The following is a 16,173-nucleotide window of genomic DNA, read 5'->3' as shown; positions in this document are numbered from 1 at the left end:
TTGACGCTTCCATGTAACGAAAATCGGGCTTCTTTTTGCTGCAGAGCGGATTAACGCATATTACCTATGATCGTCGAACGGGAGTCTTGCATTTTTTTAATAAAATTCGTCATGGTCTCGAACGCTTCATTGCGCTTATTGCTCAAGGATTGCAGCCGCAGCATATCCATCTGCATGGTGTTTGTCAAGGCATCGATCTGATTTTTCAATCGGTTCACTTCGTCGGTGTTTCCCTGGGTCTGGGCTTGATTCAGCTGTTCATTGAGGGCAGCCAGCTGGGTATTCCGCGCCTGCACAGCATCCATCTGTGATTGCAGCTGCTGATCCAATAATTGGGTTCTCTGCTGTTGAACCATCATCAGCGCAGTCTCGATGTCCATGCTGCTAAGGTCGATGACTGCGAAGTCACTTAGACCCCCGATCATTTGCTGCTGGGATCGCACATCCATCTGGCTGGCTGCTTCCTGAATGTCCTCCAGTTCTTCATCATAGCTCGCTAAGCCTGTTCCTGCAGCTAGCGTGAGCGCGAGCATCGCACCGAGGCCTCCTGCCCCGATCTTGCGTATCCATGGGTTCATGATTCTTCGCTCCTTCTAAGGATAATCATCATCAGTACAGCTTCGCTCTGAGTAACGGGTGACACCAATACATCGGCCAATTGAGGCTCCTTAGCAATGAGCTGCTTCTCCAGCGCGCTCTCCACATAGGGCATCGCCCAGACGGGGATTGCATGCTCGTCAGACAAGGATTCGCTTTGACCGCTGGGGGTCCAGGTCTTCGCCTTGACCGTCATCGTGATAGCTTCCAGCCAGGTGATGCTCTGGTTGGGCTTGAATGTGCCATCTCCGTATCCCGCAATGATGCCAGCTTGCAAGGCTGAGGCGACAGCAGCGGTCGCACGAGGATCAAGATCGCCCGCATCCGAGAATCCAATGCGCTGATCTCCTGGTTGCGTGACTGCCATCCCCAGTGTATGCATTAACAGATAGGTGAATTCGGCGCGCGAGAGTGCGCGATCGGCTTGAAAAGGCGAATCGGGGTAACCAAACAGCAACGCTCCTGCTTGTCCCCTGTCCAAGATACTCCCGCCTGCTGTCTCGACCGGTGCAATGTAACCCGGAGACCCGGGCGTGCGCACATATTGGGCCGTATGCAACCATTGGTAATCGCCCACTTGTTCTTGCAGTGTCCATATGTCGTAATGGTAATACTTGCGGTCGCCGCGCTCATCCAGCGAGGTCCAGCCGGTAGCGCCTGCATAACGGGCGGATCCTTCGACCAACCGCTCCCGCAGCTCTTGTGCATCCAGCGGATCATCCAGCTCCGAGAGCACGGATGCCAGCATTCCCGGAATGTCATAGGCGAACAGCGCGTCAGGGAGCAGCTCTCCCTCCGCAGCCTCGGTCAGCCTCGACTTGACGGCCCGGGTCAGCGGGGAGTCAGGGACGCCAAAGGTGACACCTGTCAGCTGCACGCGCGCAGCATGAGCGGCCGCCTGAGCATCACTCGTTAGAATCGGACTCAGCGTGACGGCATCCGAACCGAACCAGCGGACCTCCGGCAAGCCTTCGCTGCGATTCAGCAGTTCCGCCGCTTCATCGAAGGAGATCAGGACGACGGCCACTTGCTCCGCACCGAGCGGCAAGGCGGCAACTTGCTCTTCGATAGCGGCGATGACGCCGTCCCAATCCGTCGTATCCGGCTCGTAAACGACCGGCGCGGCGGTCATGCCGAAGAGCCCTTCGAATTCCTGGGTGATCAGGTCCGTGAGTTCTCTTCCATAGGTATCATTGCGATAGACGGGGACGATGCCATAGACACCTTCATGAGCCAGCAGCTCCGCCAAGGCTTGAGCTTGGTGAGTATCGTCGGCGACCATGCGGAATATCCCGTCATCTGCGATGCCCAACGATGGAGAGGTACTGCTGTAGCTGACGATCACTACATCCTGACCGGCCGCCCAGGGCTGCAGCGCTTCCACCTCGGCACTCGAGCCGGCGATGAACACACGCACGCCTTCTTCTGCCAATTGCTCAGCCTTCTGCAGGGCGACCGCCGGGTCACTCTGGCTGTCCACCACCGTCAGCTCGAACCGCAGACCGGCCCGCTCTTCTTCCCAACGCTTATTGGCATCCGCGACGCCCTGCTCGATCGCATACTTGCGAACGTGGCCTTTTGAAGCCAATTCTCCACTGAGTGGCAGCAGCGCTGCCAGCGGGATGGCTTCAGATCCTGGTTCGTTGGCTTCTTTGGCCACAACGGTCGTTGCGGGCAGAAGAAGAAGCACACACAACAAACCCTTTAACAGCAGGTGTAATCTTCCTTTCAAACGTATCCTACCCCCCATGGAAACATATGGTTTCTTCTAACTGTAGCATGAAGACTACCAGAGCTCAATAGTAAGGTCGAAAGGAGTAGCACGCATGATCTAACTTAGCAAGACCTTCTCTCGCATTATGGGCTACCTGCCCTCGCGGTATGTGGCGGAACAGCGCCAGCGGCGGGTCAGCATCCAACCGCAGCGGAGCAGCCCCCGTTCATCAAAGAACGGGGGCTGCTCCGCTGCTTGTGACCCCTTCCAGGCTCAAGCGCTCGCTTGGTCTGCGCGCAGGCGGGAGATCTCCTGCTCGAACCGGGCATACTGCTCATCCGTCAGGGTGCCCAGCGGCGCCCGGCAGCGCCGCGAGCCCAGGCCTAGCGCCTCGCCGCCCGCCTTGAGCCGGCGCATATCGCCTGCGAACAGCCGAGCGTACTGATGAAGCTGCAGCTGCAAAGCCAGCGCGGCCGCTGCGTCCCCTGCAGACAGTGACCGCTTCATGGATACGAACAGCTCAGGCACCACATTGATCAGCCCGGAGATGATCCCGTCGGCCCCGTGGCTCAGCGCATACAATGCTGTCAGATCCGAGCCGGTAAAAAAAGCGGTCTGCGGCATAGCCGCATAAGCCATCGTGCGCTGCATATCATCCTGGCTGTTTTTCAGGCCGACGATATTGGGATGACGCCTGACCAGTTCCTCTACCAGCCGCGGATGGAGATCGTTGCCGGTATGGGGCATGTGATACAGATACAGCGGCGTGCCTCCCGCCCGCTCGGCGATCGTACCGAAGAACGCCGCCAGCGACTCGTCATCATGCTTCCAGAACCAGGGAGAGACCGCGACAAGCGCATCTGCCCCCAGCGCTGCTGCGTGATCCGTCAGACGCAGGCTGTCGCGCAGATTGGCAGCTGTCACATGGACTAAGACAGGTAGCCGGTCGCCGACCTTGCGGATGATCCGCTCTGCAGCGGTCTCGCGTTCCTCCGTATCCAGCGCGATGAACTCCGCCGCCGAGCCGCCCACGAAGACGGCGTCTACCCCTGCCCCGATCAGATACTCGGTATGCGCCTCCATCGCTGCCAGGTCCACTTCATCCTGCTCCGTGAACTGGGTAAACAGCGGCACGATTATCCCTTCCATATCGCTTCCCGGTTGTCTCATCCCCGTCCATCCCCCCTCACTTGATGTCCGCTTCCCAATACCGCTCGATATCGGTATAGGCCTGCTCGGCGGAGATCCGGCCAAATACCAGCTCGGCCCCTACCTTGTTGAAATCTACGATGAAGCTGCCGAAGCCTTTGGGGCCTACCGTAAACGGATTGGCATCCGGCCTGGTGACGTTGATCAGTCCCAGCTGCGCCTTATCCGCCTCCGTCAGCTTGGGCTCCAGATAGGTCAGGATGTCGGAGGACACCGGGATGCCGCGGATCACGCCCAGTACATCGGCCGCCTCTTCATTGTTGATGAAATAGTCGATAAACTGCTTCGCTTCCTCGATGTGTGCCGAGTGGGCGCTAACTGACCAGTACATCGAAGGCTTCACATAACCACCGGCTTGCTCGCTGCGAGGCGCCTTGGCCAAGGCAAACGCGCCAGGCTGTACGCTCTCCCATGCCGGGAAGTCGGACGCGTAGCTTTGCTTGATCAGCACCGTGCCGTTCAGGAGCAGATCCTGCTGCGGATCATACTTCTTCTCGGCGACAGAGATTTCCGCCGGCGGTACGACGCCTTCCTGGCGCAGCTCGTCGAACAGCCCGACCCATTCCTGCCAGACGCCTGCGTCCAGATTCAACTCGCCATCCTGAGCCAGCGGACCTTTCCCTTTGCTCAGCTGGAACATCTCATACACTTCACCGTCGACCGTGAAATCCCGCAGCGCGTATTTGCCCTGCTCCAGCTTCGGCTGGATGTCTCTGGCCAGCTGGAACATCTCATCCCAGGTCCATTCCTCCGGCACCGTCAGGCCCATCTTCTCGATGGCCAGCTGATTGTAGACGATACCGAACGGATTGCTGCCGATGGGAATCGCATAGAGCTTGTCTTCGTAGCGGCCAGCCGCCAGCAGATTCTCGTCGAGCGCATCGACGTTGATGCCCGAGGACAAGTCGGCCAGCTGGTTGCGTCCGGCATATTCATTGAAGTATTGCGCATCCATCTGGATGATGTCCGGCGCATTCCTCGCTGCCGACTGCGTAGCCAGCTTGTCCCAGTAGCTGTCGAAGCCGGAGAAGTCCGGCTCGAACGTGATGTGCGGATGCGCCTCCGTGTATATCTCCAGCACCTTGTTCGTCGCATCATGACGAGCCTGCGATCCCCACCAGACGATGCGAAGCTTGGTATCCTTCGTCTCCTCCGCCGTCTCTCCCCCGGTTGCCGGCGCGTTGTCGCCGCTTGATCCGCAGGCGGCCAGCACCAGTACCATGACCGTTGCCAGAACCCCCGATATGCCTTTGCCCATGCCTCTCATGTCTTACCCCTCCAGTCGTTGTTATCATCTTGCAACCTAAGTATAAAGCGTTTACAAGGAGGCTTGTAGCAGAAGGATCCACAAAAACTTTTGCATTTTCGCAAACTTCGTTCCACACTCCCGGGCAAGCGGCTACTTCAGTAAATCGGTCGGATTCAGACCCGTATGCCGTTTGAACAGCGTGCTGAAATACGGGACGTTCCGAAAGCCGACGCGCTCCGCGACTTCATAGATCAGCAGCCGTCCTTCGAGGATCATCTCGCGCGCCTTGGCCATTCTCACCTTGGTCAGATAATGGTTGAACGACTCCCCCGTCGCCTTCTTGAAGATCTGTCCCAGATAATATCTGGATATATACAGCTGATTGGACAGATCCTGCAAGGTCACATTCTCGGCGTAATGCTCGTTCAGATAAGCAATCACATAGTCCACCGCTTGCTTGTGCTTCAGATTGTCGCCGCGCTCGCGCGAGCTGCAGATCGCCTCCGCCTTGGCCGCGAGCCAGTCCATCAGCTGCCCGGCATCCTCCAGTTCCCCCAGCTCACGCTTCAGATCCAGCTCAGGGAACAGTTCATCGAGCACGATGCCGACATCCTGCAGCGAATACGTCAGGATGCCCCAGATCTCACTCCCCAGCATCAGCAGATCGGCGTTGGAGAGCTCCTGCTCCCGCAGCTGTTCCCTGTACTGCTCCAGACTTTCCTGAACCAGGGCGCGCTGCGACTGGTACAGACCTGCCACCAGCTGATGACAGAACTTGACCGGCCCGGCAGCCCGGCGCACGCCGGCCGCAGCCTGCGCTGTACTGTTACCGGCTTCGGCCGTATGCAGCCAGCCATCCTGCGCAGCTATGGATGCGAAAGCCTCTTCGGCCGAGTCCGCGATCGCCTGCCAGCCCGCCTTCCACCCCCCAGTGCCGATGCAGACGCTGAAGGCAGGGAAGTCGGAAGCGCGCCGCAGCAGACGCTCTCTCAGATCCGTTGCCTGCTCGTGCAAGGCTTCAGCGGCCTCGTACTCGCCATGAAGCACCAGGACATGCCACTGCCCGTGCAGCTCGATGGCATCGCAGGCTTCAGTCACCGCGTACACCTCCGCCTGCAGCGCCTCGGTCAGCTGCTCCGCCTCTTCATCGTAGCCTCCCGGCATCGGCCCCAGCGGACCGGTAGCCGGTTGCCGCCGCACGATCCGGATCGCGACAGCCAGATGGCATTGGGCGCTCCAGCGTTCCTGCAGCATCGCGACCTCCGGCAGATGGGAGAGCACCGGCGCCGCCGTTCCTGTGACGACCGCCTTCACCCACTCCCGTGTCACGAAGGGTTCTGCCAGCAGCAGCCGCTGCTCCAATCGGGCCTGCTCGCGATGCTGGCGCGATTCGGCCTCCAGTCCGCCGATGGCCCCCGCCAGCACCTCGCTCATCGTCTGGATCGTCACCGGCTTGGACAGATAATCATCGACGTTCAACCGCAAGGCGGTGCGGGCATATTGAAAGTCCGAGTACCCGCTCAGGATGATGATCTTGCCGGCAAAGCCTGACGTGCGCAGCGATTCGATCATCTCCAGCCCGTTCATGACCGGCATATAGATATCGGTCAGGATGATAGCCGGCTGCACTTCTCCGATCAGTTGCAGACCTTGTGCGCCATCCCGGGCTTCTCCAGCCCAGGCTGCGCCGAGTTCGGCCCACGGGATTGCCCGCTTCATGCCTTGCAGCACCTTAGGGTCGTCATCGATGATAACCGTTCTCCACATCCTGTATCGCCTCCGTGTCTTTGATCTTAGGGATACGCAGCCTGATCGTCGTACCCGCTCCCGGCCGGCCCACGGCCTCGATATCATAATCCTGTCCGTAGTAGGCGCACACCCGCTCTCTGACATTGCGCATGCCGTACCCTCCGGTCTTGCGCTGCTCGTCCTCTTGCCAGTTCGGCTGCAAGCCGACACCGTCATCGGTGATGGTGAAGGCGATATCGCCTCCCCGCTCCTCCGCCCGGATCAGCAGATGCCCGCCCGCGCGATCGTGAAAGCCGTGCATAACGGCATTCTCGACGAACGGCTGCAGCGTCAGCTTCGGAATATAATAGGCCGTCAGCGCCTCCGGCACATCCAGCTCATAGGTCAGCCCCTCTCCCATGCGGATCTGCTGGATCTGCAGGTAGCAATCCAGGTGCGTCAGCTCATCGTCGATCGGGATCAGCCGCTGCCCATTAGACAGTCCGATTCGGAACATCCGTCCGACCAGCTCCAGCACCCGGCTCATATCGTTCCTGCCCGCCTCGATCGCCATCCAGTTCAACTGGTCCAGCGTATTGTACAAGAAATGCGGATTAATCATCGCCTGCAGCGCCTGGATCTCGGCTTCCCGCTGCTTGCGGTACTGCTGCTCCAGCGAGCGATACAGCTCAGTGATCCGATCGCTTAGCGTCCGGAAGCCTTTGAACAGGGCGCCAAATTCATTGTGATAGTCCTGCGGCAAGGCGCGCTCGCGCAATCCCGGCTGCGCCAGCGGAAAATGATTCATCCGTTTGAGCAGCAGCAGGATCGGTCTGGTGAACTGCTTGGAAAGCAGCAGGGTCAGCACCAGGGCAACCAGCACTGCGGCCAGCCCGATGGAGAACAACACCTTGGCCATATCCAGACTGCCTCTGGTAATCGTCGACCAGGGTGTGACCTCGAGCAGCATCCAGTCCGAGTTGTACAGCTTGGACCAGACGATCAGGGAATCCTGATACCGCTGCGACCCTTCACGGCTCATGTCCGCTCCATGCTCGCTCTGGAGCTCCCGGATGATGGCGGTGTAATCTTCACTCTCCAGCTCGCCGATCGACGCAACCGGGCGGAGACCGGAGTCGAGCAGCACCCGGCTCGGCTGGTCATCCTCTCCCTGCATGATGCGGGTAATGTCCTCCGCCCGGATATTCAGCAGCAGCAGCGCCGCATAATCATATGTCGGCGTATAGACCTTGCGGGCGAAGCTGATGACCGCCCGTGATCCCTGATTAGTCACGATCTTGTGTTGGCCGATCCAGGCAAAATCGGTATTCTCGACCGCATCGTACCACACTTCCCCGGGCAGCTGCTCCAGATCGGCGAACTTGACCGGGTCCTGAAGATCAGAGCCCGGCGGATCAGCGACATAGAGATGGATGGAGTGTATCATGGGTGTGCTGAATGTGATATTGGAGAGATCGAACGTGACATTCGAGACATGGGTAAAGCGGGTATAGGGGTCTGCCTTCGGCTGCGTCACATAATTCAGCAGATGGCTGTTGCGCGAGATCGCCAGCGACGTGTTCTCGATCTCGGTCATCTGGAGATGGAGCTGCTGATCCAGCTGTGTAAGAATCTTCTGCTGGTAGTATGTCGTACTCTGCGCCATCTCCCGGACCGAGAAATGGTAGCTGACGAAGATAACGATCAGCAGCACCACCACGATAAACCCAGCAAAGCTGCCGAAGAACACCGGCCCGATATGAAGCCGCTTGAAAGGATTGAATGCCGGCATACGCCATCGACCTCCGTAACGCTAGCCCTTCAATCCGCTTGTCGCCACCCCTTCGACAATATGACGCTGGGCCAGGAAGAATATCAACACAGATGGAAGTACAGAGACCAGTGACATGGCGAACAGCTGCCCCCATGGGGCGGTAGAGCTCGTGTCGATGAGCATGCGCAGCGCAAGTCCGACCGTGTATTTATCTACAGAATTAATATAGATCAAGTGTCCCAGAAAGTCATCCCAGTTCCATAGAAAGCAATATATTGCCACCGTTACGAGCGGCGGCTTGAGCAGCGGCAGGATGATCCGCCAGTAGATCCCCAGCCAGGAACAGCCATCCATCTTGGCCGCTTCATCAAGCTCTGAGGGCAGCCCCCGGATGAACTGGACGAGCAGGAAGATGAAGAAGGATCCGCCGATGCCGCCCGCCAGCGCGTGAGGTACGATGAAGGGCAAGTACGTATTGACCCATCCAAAAGCATTGAACATCGCATATTGCGGCACCAGCGTAATCTGATTGGGCAGCATCACCGTCATCAGCACGATCCCGAACCAGAAGGAGCGCAGCGGGAAGTCGAGCCGGGCAAAGCCGAAGGCGACGAGACTGCAGGACAACAGCGATGTGAACAGCACCCCTGCGATCAGCAGAAACGTATTGGCATAAAAGGTGGTGAAATCATAGCCCGGCACCGCTTGCCAGCCCTCGATAAAATTAGTCCAAGAGGGGTTGGCCGGGAGCAGTCCGGGCGAGCTCATCTCGCTGTCGGATTTGAACGCCGCCCCGATCCACCAGAAGACGGGATACATCATGATCAAGCTGAGCGCCAGCAGCAGCGCATGCGGCCGCAGCCGCCCATAAGCCACTCGAATCGACATTACCGCTTCCTCCCTTCTGTCGCATAGAACACCCAGTACCGGGACGAGAAGAAGATCAGCGCCGTGACGATCCCGATGATCACGAGGAGAATCCAGGCCAGCGCCGAAGCGTAACCCATCTCCAGCCGGCCGAAGGCTTTCTCGTACAGATAAAGAGCGAATACGTACGTCGAGTTGATCGGCCCCCCTTTGGTGATGACGAAGGCCTGGGTGAACATCTGGAAGGCCGCGATCGTCTGCAGCACCAGGTTGAACAGGATGACCGGCGAGAGCAGCGGGAGCGTAATCGAGAAAAACTGTCTCAGCTTCGTGGCTCCGTCTACAGAAGCAGCTTCATACAGCTCGCCCGAAATCTGCTTCAGACCGGCCAGGAAGATAACCATCGATGCGCCGAACTGCCACATTGCCAGCAGGATCAGCGTCCCGAGCGCCGTATCGGGACTGCCGATCCAGCTCTTGCCCTGAATGCCGAAGTAAGCAAGGATCTGATTGACGAACCCGTCACTGCCCAACATGTTGCTCCATAGAATCGCGATAGCGACGCTTGTCCCGATCAAGGAAGGGAAATAGATGAGCGTACGGTAGACAAACATCCCTCTCAGCTTGCGGTTCAGCAGCAGCGCCACCAGCAGTGCCGTGATCAGCTTTAGCGGAACGGAGATGAACACGAACCAGAGCGTCACGCTCAGGGATTGATAAAACAGGCGGTCCTCCATTATAATCTTCTCAAAGTTAGCCAACCCGACCTGGCGGGGTGCTTCCAGCAGCGAATAATCCGTAAAGGAAAAATAGGCCGACTGCAGCATAGGCCAGAACGTAAACAGGAAAAACCCTGCCAGCCAGGGGGAGATGAAAAGGTATCCCGCCACAGGACTTTCCCATCTCCTCAGCCGCTTCCTCCGTTTGACCGTCCCTGGTGCACTAGGAGCGGCCGGCAGCGGGCTGGCGATCTCGATTTGCTTGCTCATCTTCAGCTCTCCTTCTCTTGTGATGTCTCGTGATACCTATTATCTTAGCGTGATGAAGCGCTCTCATATAGGAGACGGATCCCAAAACTCTTTCACTTTTTCACGAATCTTACGCGAGAGGGATGAGCCCATGAAGCTGGTATTGGATCAACAAGGAACTTTTCATTATGACCGCAAGCAGGATTTTGCTTTCCACCGCATGCAGCAGCAGCACGCCCACCAGGGGCTGGAGCTGTATTATATTCATAGCGGACAAGCCCATGTCTTGCTCGGCACTCAGCGATATGTCGTCCGCCCCAACACGCTGTTGTTCTTCCAGCCCTTCCAGCTGCACTGTATAGAGACGAATCACCGGATAAGTCCCCTTGACATCTATGACCGCCATATTCTTGTCCTCGATCCCCATTTCATCGACCCGTATCTGAAGTCTTATCCCGGCCTGCACCGATTGTTCCAATGGATGTGGAAGGGCCGGGTCGCCAGTCCCGTACTCGAGTTGGCAGAGGACCGGTCGATCGGCGAGCTGTTCCTGGAGCTGCACCAGACCATGCCGATCCTCTCGGCTGAGGAAAAGCAGGAGGAAGTCGTGCTGTTCCTGACCCGGCTCCTGCACCTGCTGCGGCGGCGCAACGGGGGCTTCGCAAGCCACACCCCCGCCCGTCGCGCCACGACGCATGTCGAGGAGATGATGAGCTGGCTGGACAGCCGCTTCAATGAGCCGTTCCACCTGGAGCGGTTGGCCGACCACTTATTTCTGACCCCGACCTATATCTCGGCCTTGTTCCGGCAGCAGACCGGCATGACGCTGCTGGAGTATCTGATGTCCCGGCGCATGAGGGAAGCGTGCGTGCTTCTGAAGACAACAGCGCTGCCGGTGAAGCAGATCGCGCCGATGGTCGGCCTGCAGAGCGTGTCGTATTTTTGCCAGTTATTCCGCCGAGAGCTTGGCATGACGCCAGCCCGGTATCGCAAGGCCTCGCTGGAGACGCTCCATCAGGAGCGCGCCCGTTAATTTTCAAGCCTGCATAATAATCATAATCGGACGACATTTTATCGCAGTCTGCCTTCATTTGTTGCGGCTATACTTAGGTCAACCGCAACGAAAGGAGAGCGAAGCATGAAAAAGACATCAGATCTTGCATTACGAGGCATCGTCCCGCCGCTGATGACCCCCCTTCTGGAGAGCCAGGAGCTCGATGAGAACCGATTGGCCGCGTTGATCCGCCATGTCGTGGACGGGGGCGTCCACGGTCTGTTTCCGATGGGGTCGGCCGGCGAAGGCACCAATGTAAGCCGCCGTGTCTGGGCCCGCGCCCACACCGTCTGCCTGCGCGAAGCAGATGGGGAGGTGCCGGTCTATTGCGGCGCCATCGCCCCGTCTACCCCGCAGACGATCGAGCAGGTCAAGGAGCTGGAGCAGCTCGGCGCGCAATATGCCGTTATCACTCCGCACTTCTATATGGATACCGCCGATCAGGGCGAGGTCCTCCGCCATGTCGAAGCGATCGCGAGGCAGACCGAAGCCCGCCTCATCATCTATAATATCCCTGCACTGACGCAGGTGAATATCCAGCCGCAGACCGTACTGGAGCTGTCCCGGATGGAAGCTGTAGTCGGTTACAAGGATACCTGCGGCAACTGGAACCAGCACTTCCAGACGCTGACGCTGCTCGAGGGCAGCGGACTGGGCATCTGGAGCGGCGGCGAGGAGCTGTGCGGCGCCAGCCTGCTGTTCGGCGCGCATGGCAATATCGCCGGGCTGGCCAATCTGTTCCCCGGCGTGTTCGTCGGGTTGTACGAAGCTGCCTTGCGCGGTGATGTCGCCGAAGTCAAAGCACGGCAGCAGACGATCAATGAGATGAAACGGATCAATCAGGCCGGCAAGTCCTGGCTGAGCGGCATGAAATACGCGATGGCAAGGCTTGGGCTCGGCTCGGAGACACTATCGACGCCGATCACGCCGCTGACTCCGGAAGAGAAACGGGAAGTGGATGCGCTGGTGGAGAAGTTCGGGATGTACGCCTGAGGCGGGCTGCCGGGCAGCCCTTGGGCTTCGCCCAAAGATGGAATCGAGGAAGGAGCATGCAGGATGACAACGACACATATAGCTGACAATCTCCAGGCTAAGGTGAAGTTAAACAATGGCGTAGAGATGCCCTGGCTCGGTCTCGGCGTCTTCAAGACGGCGGAAGGCGAAGAAGTGGAGCATGCCGTCCGCTCGGCGATCGAGCTCGGTTATCGCAGCATCGATACAGCCGCCGGCTATAACAATGAGTCCGGCGTCGGCGCGGCACTTCGCAGCAGCGGCGTCCCGCGCGAGGAGCTGTTCATCACGACCAAGCTGAACAACCCCGATCAGGGCTACGAGTCGGCATTGGCCGCTTTTGAAGAAAGCCGCCGCAAGCTCGGAGTTGAGGTGATCGACTTGTACCTCATCCACTGGCCGGTGAAAGGGAAGTATGTGGACAGCTGGCGGGCACTGGAGCGGCTATACCGGGAGGAGAAGGTCCGGGCCATTGGCGTAAGCAATTTTCAGTCGCATCATCTGGAGGAGCTGCGGAAGATCAGCGAGGTGACGCCCGCCATCAATCAGGTCGAGCTGCATCCGTGCCTAGCACAGCACGAGCTGCGAGACTACTGCGCCGGACGAGGCATCCAGATGCAGGCCTGGAGCCCGCTCATGCAGGGCCGGCTGCTGGACCACCCCGTCCTGATGACGCTGGCGCAGCGGTACGGCAAATCGACCTCTCAGGTCATCCTGCGCTGGGACCTGCAGCACGGGATCGTGACCATCCCCAAATCTGTCAGCGCCGGGCGCATCCGCGAGAACAGCGAGCTGTTCGACTTCACCCTCACGGATGACGATATGGCGAAGATCGATGCGCTGAACGAGAATCGCAGGATCGGACCGGACCCGGATAACTTCGACTTTTAAGTGTGAACACCCAACTTTACAATACCTTCACGTTATTCTGACACTCTCTTGAGGTTCCATGTTTACGATGAACATGGTTGTCAATCTGGTTGGGAGGGATTATTAACGTGAAAAAATGGGTGACGAAAGCAACAGCAGCTTGTCTGACAGCAGGCCTGTTGGTGAGCGGAGGCTTCGCGGGCGGCGTCGATGCAGCGGAGAAGGGCAGCGCCAAAAATGTTATTCTGCTCATCCCTGACGGCATGGGCGTTAGCTACCTTACCGCAACTCGCATCTTCAAAGGCGAAGAGCTTTCTTATGAGCGTTATGTCAAAGGCTTAATGAAGACCTATTCTGCGGATACCAATATTACTGACTCTGCAGCTGCAGGTACAGCGATGGCTACCGGTTACAAAACCAATAACGGCATGATCTCCGTCACCCCGGGCGGCGAGCAGCCTGATTCGATCCTGGATGCCGCCCGTGAGAAGGGCAAAGCTACAGGCCTGGTCGCTACTTCGCGCATCACACACGCTACCCCGGCCGTATTCGCCGCTCATGATCCGAGCCGCGGCAACGAAACCGCCTTGGCCCTTGATTATATCAACAATGTGGATGTCATCCTCGGCGGCGGACGCGACATGTTCCTCCCTGCCTCCGAAGGCGGCAGACAGGAAGAGCGCAACCTTGTTGCGGAAGCGCAGGAAGCCGGCTACGACTATATCACGAGCCGCAGCGAGCTGGGCAGTGTAACAGCGGACAAGGTGCTCGCCCTGTTCGCCATGAGCGATCTGAAGTATGAGATCGACCGCGATGAAGTCAATGTGCCGAGTCTGGCAGAGATGACCAGGCTTGCGATCGATGTACTCAGTCAGGATGAAGACGGCTTCTTCTTGATGGTCGAAGGCAGTCAGATCGACTGGGCCGGCCATGCTAACGACCCGGTGGCTCTGATCCACGACATGCTGGCATTCGAGGATGCGGTTGATGTCGCGCTGGCGTATGCCAAAGAAGAAGGCGACACGCTCGTCGTCGTGGTAGGAGACCATGAGACCGGCGGCCTGAATATCGGCAACACGCCTGGCGGCTACCAGGAGAACATCGCTGTGCTCAGCGGTGCGACGGGCAGCGCCAACGCCGTTCGCGACGCTTTGCTGGAGGCGGCGGATACAGTGGAATTAGATAACGTCAGAGCCGTGAACGGCGAGTACTACGTGCCGACACGCCAGTGGGTAGACAAGCTGGGCGGCACGCTGGAATACCGTGAGGCAAGCAACACGGTCGATATCGTGATCAACAATGTGCCCTTTACCCTTCATCTGCCTGAGCAGACGATCGTCTCCGGCAGCAACGTGGTTCACAACGGCTACCTGACAGACAACGGAACAGCCTACCTGAACATGCGTGTCGCTGCGGATCTGCTCGGCGTCCAAGCCGGCATCGCTTCTTCCGAGGATGCGCCTGACGCCATCACCGCCCACCTCGTCGATATCAAAGCAGTCGCTGAGCCGATCACCGGCCTGACGCTGACCGATGCCGACCTGCGCACCCTGACAAGCGTTAACTGGGCTAACGCGGGCAATATCTCTAACGAAGTGGGTACGGTATACTCGGCTCACGCCTTGGTAAGCTGGGGCACCCGTCACCACAGCGGCGAAGAGCTGCCAGTCTATGCTTACGGCACCGGCGCCGAGCATTTCATCGGCCTGATCAACAACACGGATCTGCCGCGCATCGTCTCCTACCTTATGGGCACCGAGCTGTTCGCAGATGAGCAAGCGTTCATCGACAGACTGAAGGAGCGTCGTGAGCATTAATTGGTAGGTTGAAGCCAATGCCTTGGCATGCCAAATCCCACTATGCTTCATATTACGTGAACAGGTCGACCGTTCAGCTATTGCGGCTGTGCGGCGGCCTGTTTTTTGGAGACGGCTTGCGTGACAGCTTAATGCAGATCTCCTTCCGCACGCGGGGGTGATAGCAATTGTATGCAATCCGCTGTGTTGCTGTGTGCATGCCGCTTCTGAAACTAATGGTCGCATCCAACGTGGCAAGTACGAGCGTATGCTGCAAGTACAAAAAATCGACTGTTTGATTTCACACCCATCGGCACTTCTGAGTGCAAGTGTAAAAATACACTTGATAGCAGAAATATCAGCCAGCTAGACGAGCTTAAGTGCAAAAGTGCAACTGATGCATTTAGAATTGGAATTAATATGGGAATATCCACCGTGTTAATTGTACTTTTACACTTGTGGATACGAATGTTGAATGACCGGTGTAGATTAGATGCACTTTTGCATTTGTCGAAATTGCGGCAGCCGTTACATAGTCCTCACTTCCGTTACTCAAACCTTTGTCGCCTTTATAAAGCCCCTTCACGGTTACATGACTGCGATCCTCGCACTCACAAATGCCGATAAGCATCCTGCGTTAATACATATCGCATCGTACGTTGGTTGCCGGCAGTCTCGACGGGCCGCAGAATGTCCTTTTCACACAGCGAGTTCAGTCGACGAAAGATAGTACGAGGGTTTATATTCAAATGACGCCTGATATCAACCGGCCGGATGGTCGAGCCGAGACGATAGGCAAGTCGGATCAACTCTTTCTCCAGCAGATCGGTGGTCCGCGTCGGCGCGTCGACAGGCTGATAGCGGCTCAGCACCATTCTCAGCAGGGTGATGCATAGCTCGGGGTGATTCACAACATCATCATAGGCGAATGAGATCACTTGAAACCCCATGGCCGTTAGAAAGGTTTCCCGATTTAACTCGTTGCAATATTTTTGCCGGTCCATGTCACGGACATGGGGACCAAATCCTTTAATCTCGATCACCAGTTTGATCCATGCCGTCAGCCACACAAAGTCGCAATAATATTTCCACCCACGCCAGTCTGTCACCTCATACTCGGGATGCAGGTCGTCAAAGTTGCCCCGAAGCTCCCACCACACCTGCCGACAAAACAACTTTTCCGCTTTCTGGTGCCCTCGCTCCAGCCGTCCTTTTCGTTCTCCCGATCTGCGCTTCAGGTGTTCTTGTATGAACAACGTATGAGATTGTTCAAAGTCCATACCTACATCTCCCTTCTCTAAGACGCAAAAAAAAGCACACCCGGTCCCTGTACCGC

13 protein-coding genes are annotated in these 16,173 nt (G+C 57.7%); 4 read left to right on the top strand and 9 right to left on the bottom strand.

Features of this window, described 5'->3' with window-relative positions; translation table 11 throughout:
* Positions 1 to 50: 50 nt before the first annotated feature.
* The 8 genes from ABC336_RS17000 to ABC336_RS16965 all read right to left on the bottom strand — a co-directional run bounded on the left by ABC336_RS17000 (position 51) and on the right by ABC336_RS16965 (position 10,127).
* Positions 51 to 578, bottom strand: coding sequence for a hypothetical protein (locus ABC336_RS17000; RefSeq protein WP_413239765.1), 528 nt, complete (start codon positions 576 to 578; stop codon positions 51 to 53).
* Positions 575 to 2,329, bottom strand: coding sequence for an ABC transporter substrate-binding protein (locus ABC336_RS16995; protein ID WP_413239764.1), 1,755 nt, complete (start codon positions 2,327 to 2,329; stop codon positions 575 to 577). Before ABC336_RS16995 ends, ABC336_RS17000 begins: the two co-directional genes overlap by 4 nt.
* 255 nt (positions 2,330 to 2,584) lie before the next feature.
* Positions 2,585 to 3,481 carry a dihydrodipicolinate synthase family protein gene (locus ABC336_RS16990; protein WP_413239763.1) on the bottom strand — a complete coding sequence of 299 codons (897 nt, stop codon included), beginning with the start codon at positions 3,479 to 3,481 and terminating at the stop codon, positions 2,585 to 2,587.
* Between the two features lie 16 nt (positions 3,482 to 3,497).
* Positions 3,498 to 4,787: an ABC transporter substrate-binding protein gene (locus ABC336_RS16985; RefSeq protein ID WP_413239762.1), complete on the bottom strand. Its 1,290-nt coding sequence runs from the start codon at positions 4,785 to 4,787 to the stop codon at positions 3,498 to 3,500.
* A 132-nt stretch (positions 4,788 to 4,919) separates the two neighbouring features.
* Positions 4,920 to 6,536, bottom strand: a complete 1,617-nt coding sequence (locus ABC336_RS16980; protein WP_413239761.1) for a response regulator — start codon at positions 6,534 to 6,536, stop codon at positions 4,920 to 4,922.
* On the bottom strand, positions 6,511 to 8,289 hold the full coding sequence (locus ABC336_RS16975; protein ID WP_413239760.1) for a cache domain-containing sensor histidine kinase: 1,779 nt from the start codon (positions 8,287 to 8,289) through the stop codon (positions 6,511 to 6,513). The genes ABC336_RS16980 and ABC336_RS16975 overlap by 26 nt, the downstream gene beginning before the upstream one ends.
* A 21-nt stretch (positions 8,290 to 8,310) precedes the next feature.
* Positions 8,311 to 9,159 carry a carbohydrate ABC transporter permease gene (locus tag ABC336_RS16970; RefSeq protein WP_413239759.1) on the bottom strand — a complete coding sequence of 283 codons (849 nt, stop codon included), beginning with the start codon at positions 9,157 to 9,159 and terminating at the stop codon, positions 8,311 to 8,313.
* Positions 9,159 to 10,127, bottom strand: a complete 969-nt coding sequence (locus ABC336_RS16965) for a carbohydrate ABC transporter permease (protein ID WP_413239758.1) — start codon at positions 10,125 to 10,127, stop codon at positions 9,159 to 9,161. Before ABC336_RS16965 ends, ABC336_RS16970 begins: the two co-directional genes overlap by 1 nt.
* Positions 10,128 to 10,257: 130 nt before the next feature.
* Here ABC336_RS16965 and ABC336_RS16960 point away from each other — a divergent pair, with 130 nt between their 5' ends.
* The 4 genes from ABC336_RS16960 (at position 10,258) to ABC336_RS16945 (ending at position 14,858) form a co-directional block, all read left to right on the top strand.
* Positions 10,258 to 11,139, top strand: a complete 882-nt coding sequence (locus ABC336_RS16960) for a helix-turn-helix transcriptional regulator (protein ID WP_413239757.1) — start codon at positions 10,258 to 10,260, stop codon at positions 11,137 to 11,139.
* 105 nt (positions 11,140 to 11,244) lie between these two features.
* Positions 11,245 to 12,153 carry a dihydrodipicolinate synthase family protein gene (locus ABC336_RS16955; protein WP_413239756.1) on the top strand — a complete coding sequence of 303 codons (909 nt, stop codon included), beginning with the start codon at positions 11,245 to 11,247 and terminating at the stop codon, positions 12,151 to 12,153.
* A 63-nt stretch (positions 12,154 to 12,216) separates the two neighbouring features.
* Positions 12,217 to 13,062, top strand: a complete 846-nt coding sequence (locus ABC336_RS16950; protein WP_413239755.1) for an aldo/keto reductase — start codon at positions 12,217 to 12,219, stop codon at positions 13,060 to 13,062.
* A 107-nt stretch (positions 13,063 to 13,169) separates the two neighbouring features.
* The gene (locus ABC336_RS16945) at positions 13,170 to 14,858 is read left to right on the top strand and encodes an alkaline phosphatase (RefSeq protein ID WP_413239754.1); all 1,689 of its coding nucleotides are present in this window, start codon (positions 13,170 to 13,172) and stop codon (positions 14,856 to 14,858) included.
* A gap of 590 nt (positions 14,859 to 15,448) precedes the next feature.
* Here ABC336_RS16945 and ABC336_RS16940 read toward each other — a convergent pair.
* Complete coding sequence (locus ABC336_RS16940; RefSeq protein ID WP_413239753.1) at positions 15,449 to 16,117, bottom strand: DUF559 domain-containing protein; 669 nt, start codon at positions 16,115 to 16,117, stop codon at positions 15,449 to 15,451.
* Positions 16,118 to 16,173: the final 56 nt, after the last annotated feature.

Source organism: Paenibacillus jepli (assembly GCF_047238105.1).
In the GTDB taxonomy this organism is placed as follows: Bacteria; Bacillota; Bacilli; order Paenibacillales; family Paenibacillaceae; genus Paenibacillus_D.
This window is presented reverse-complemented; position numbering and strand designations above follow the sequence as displayed.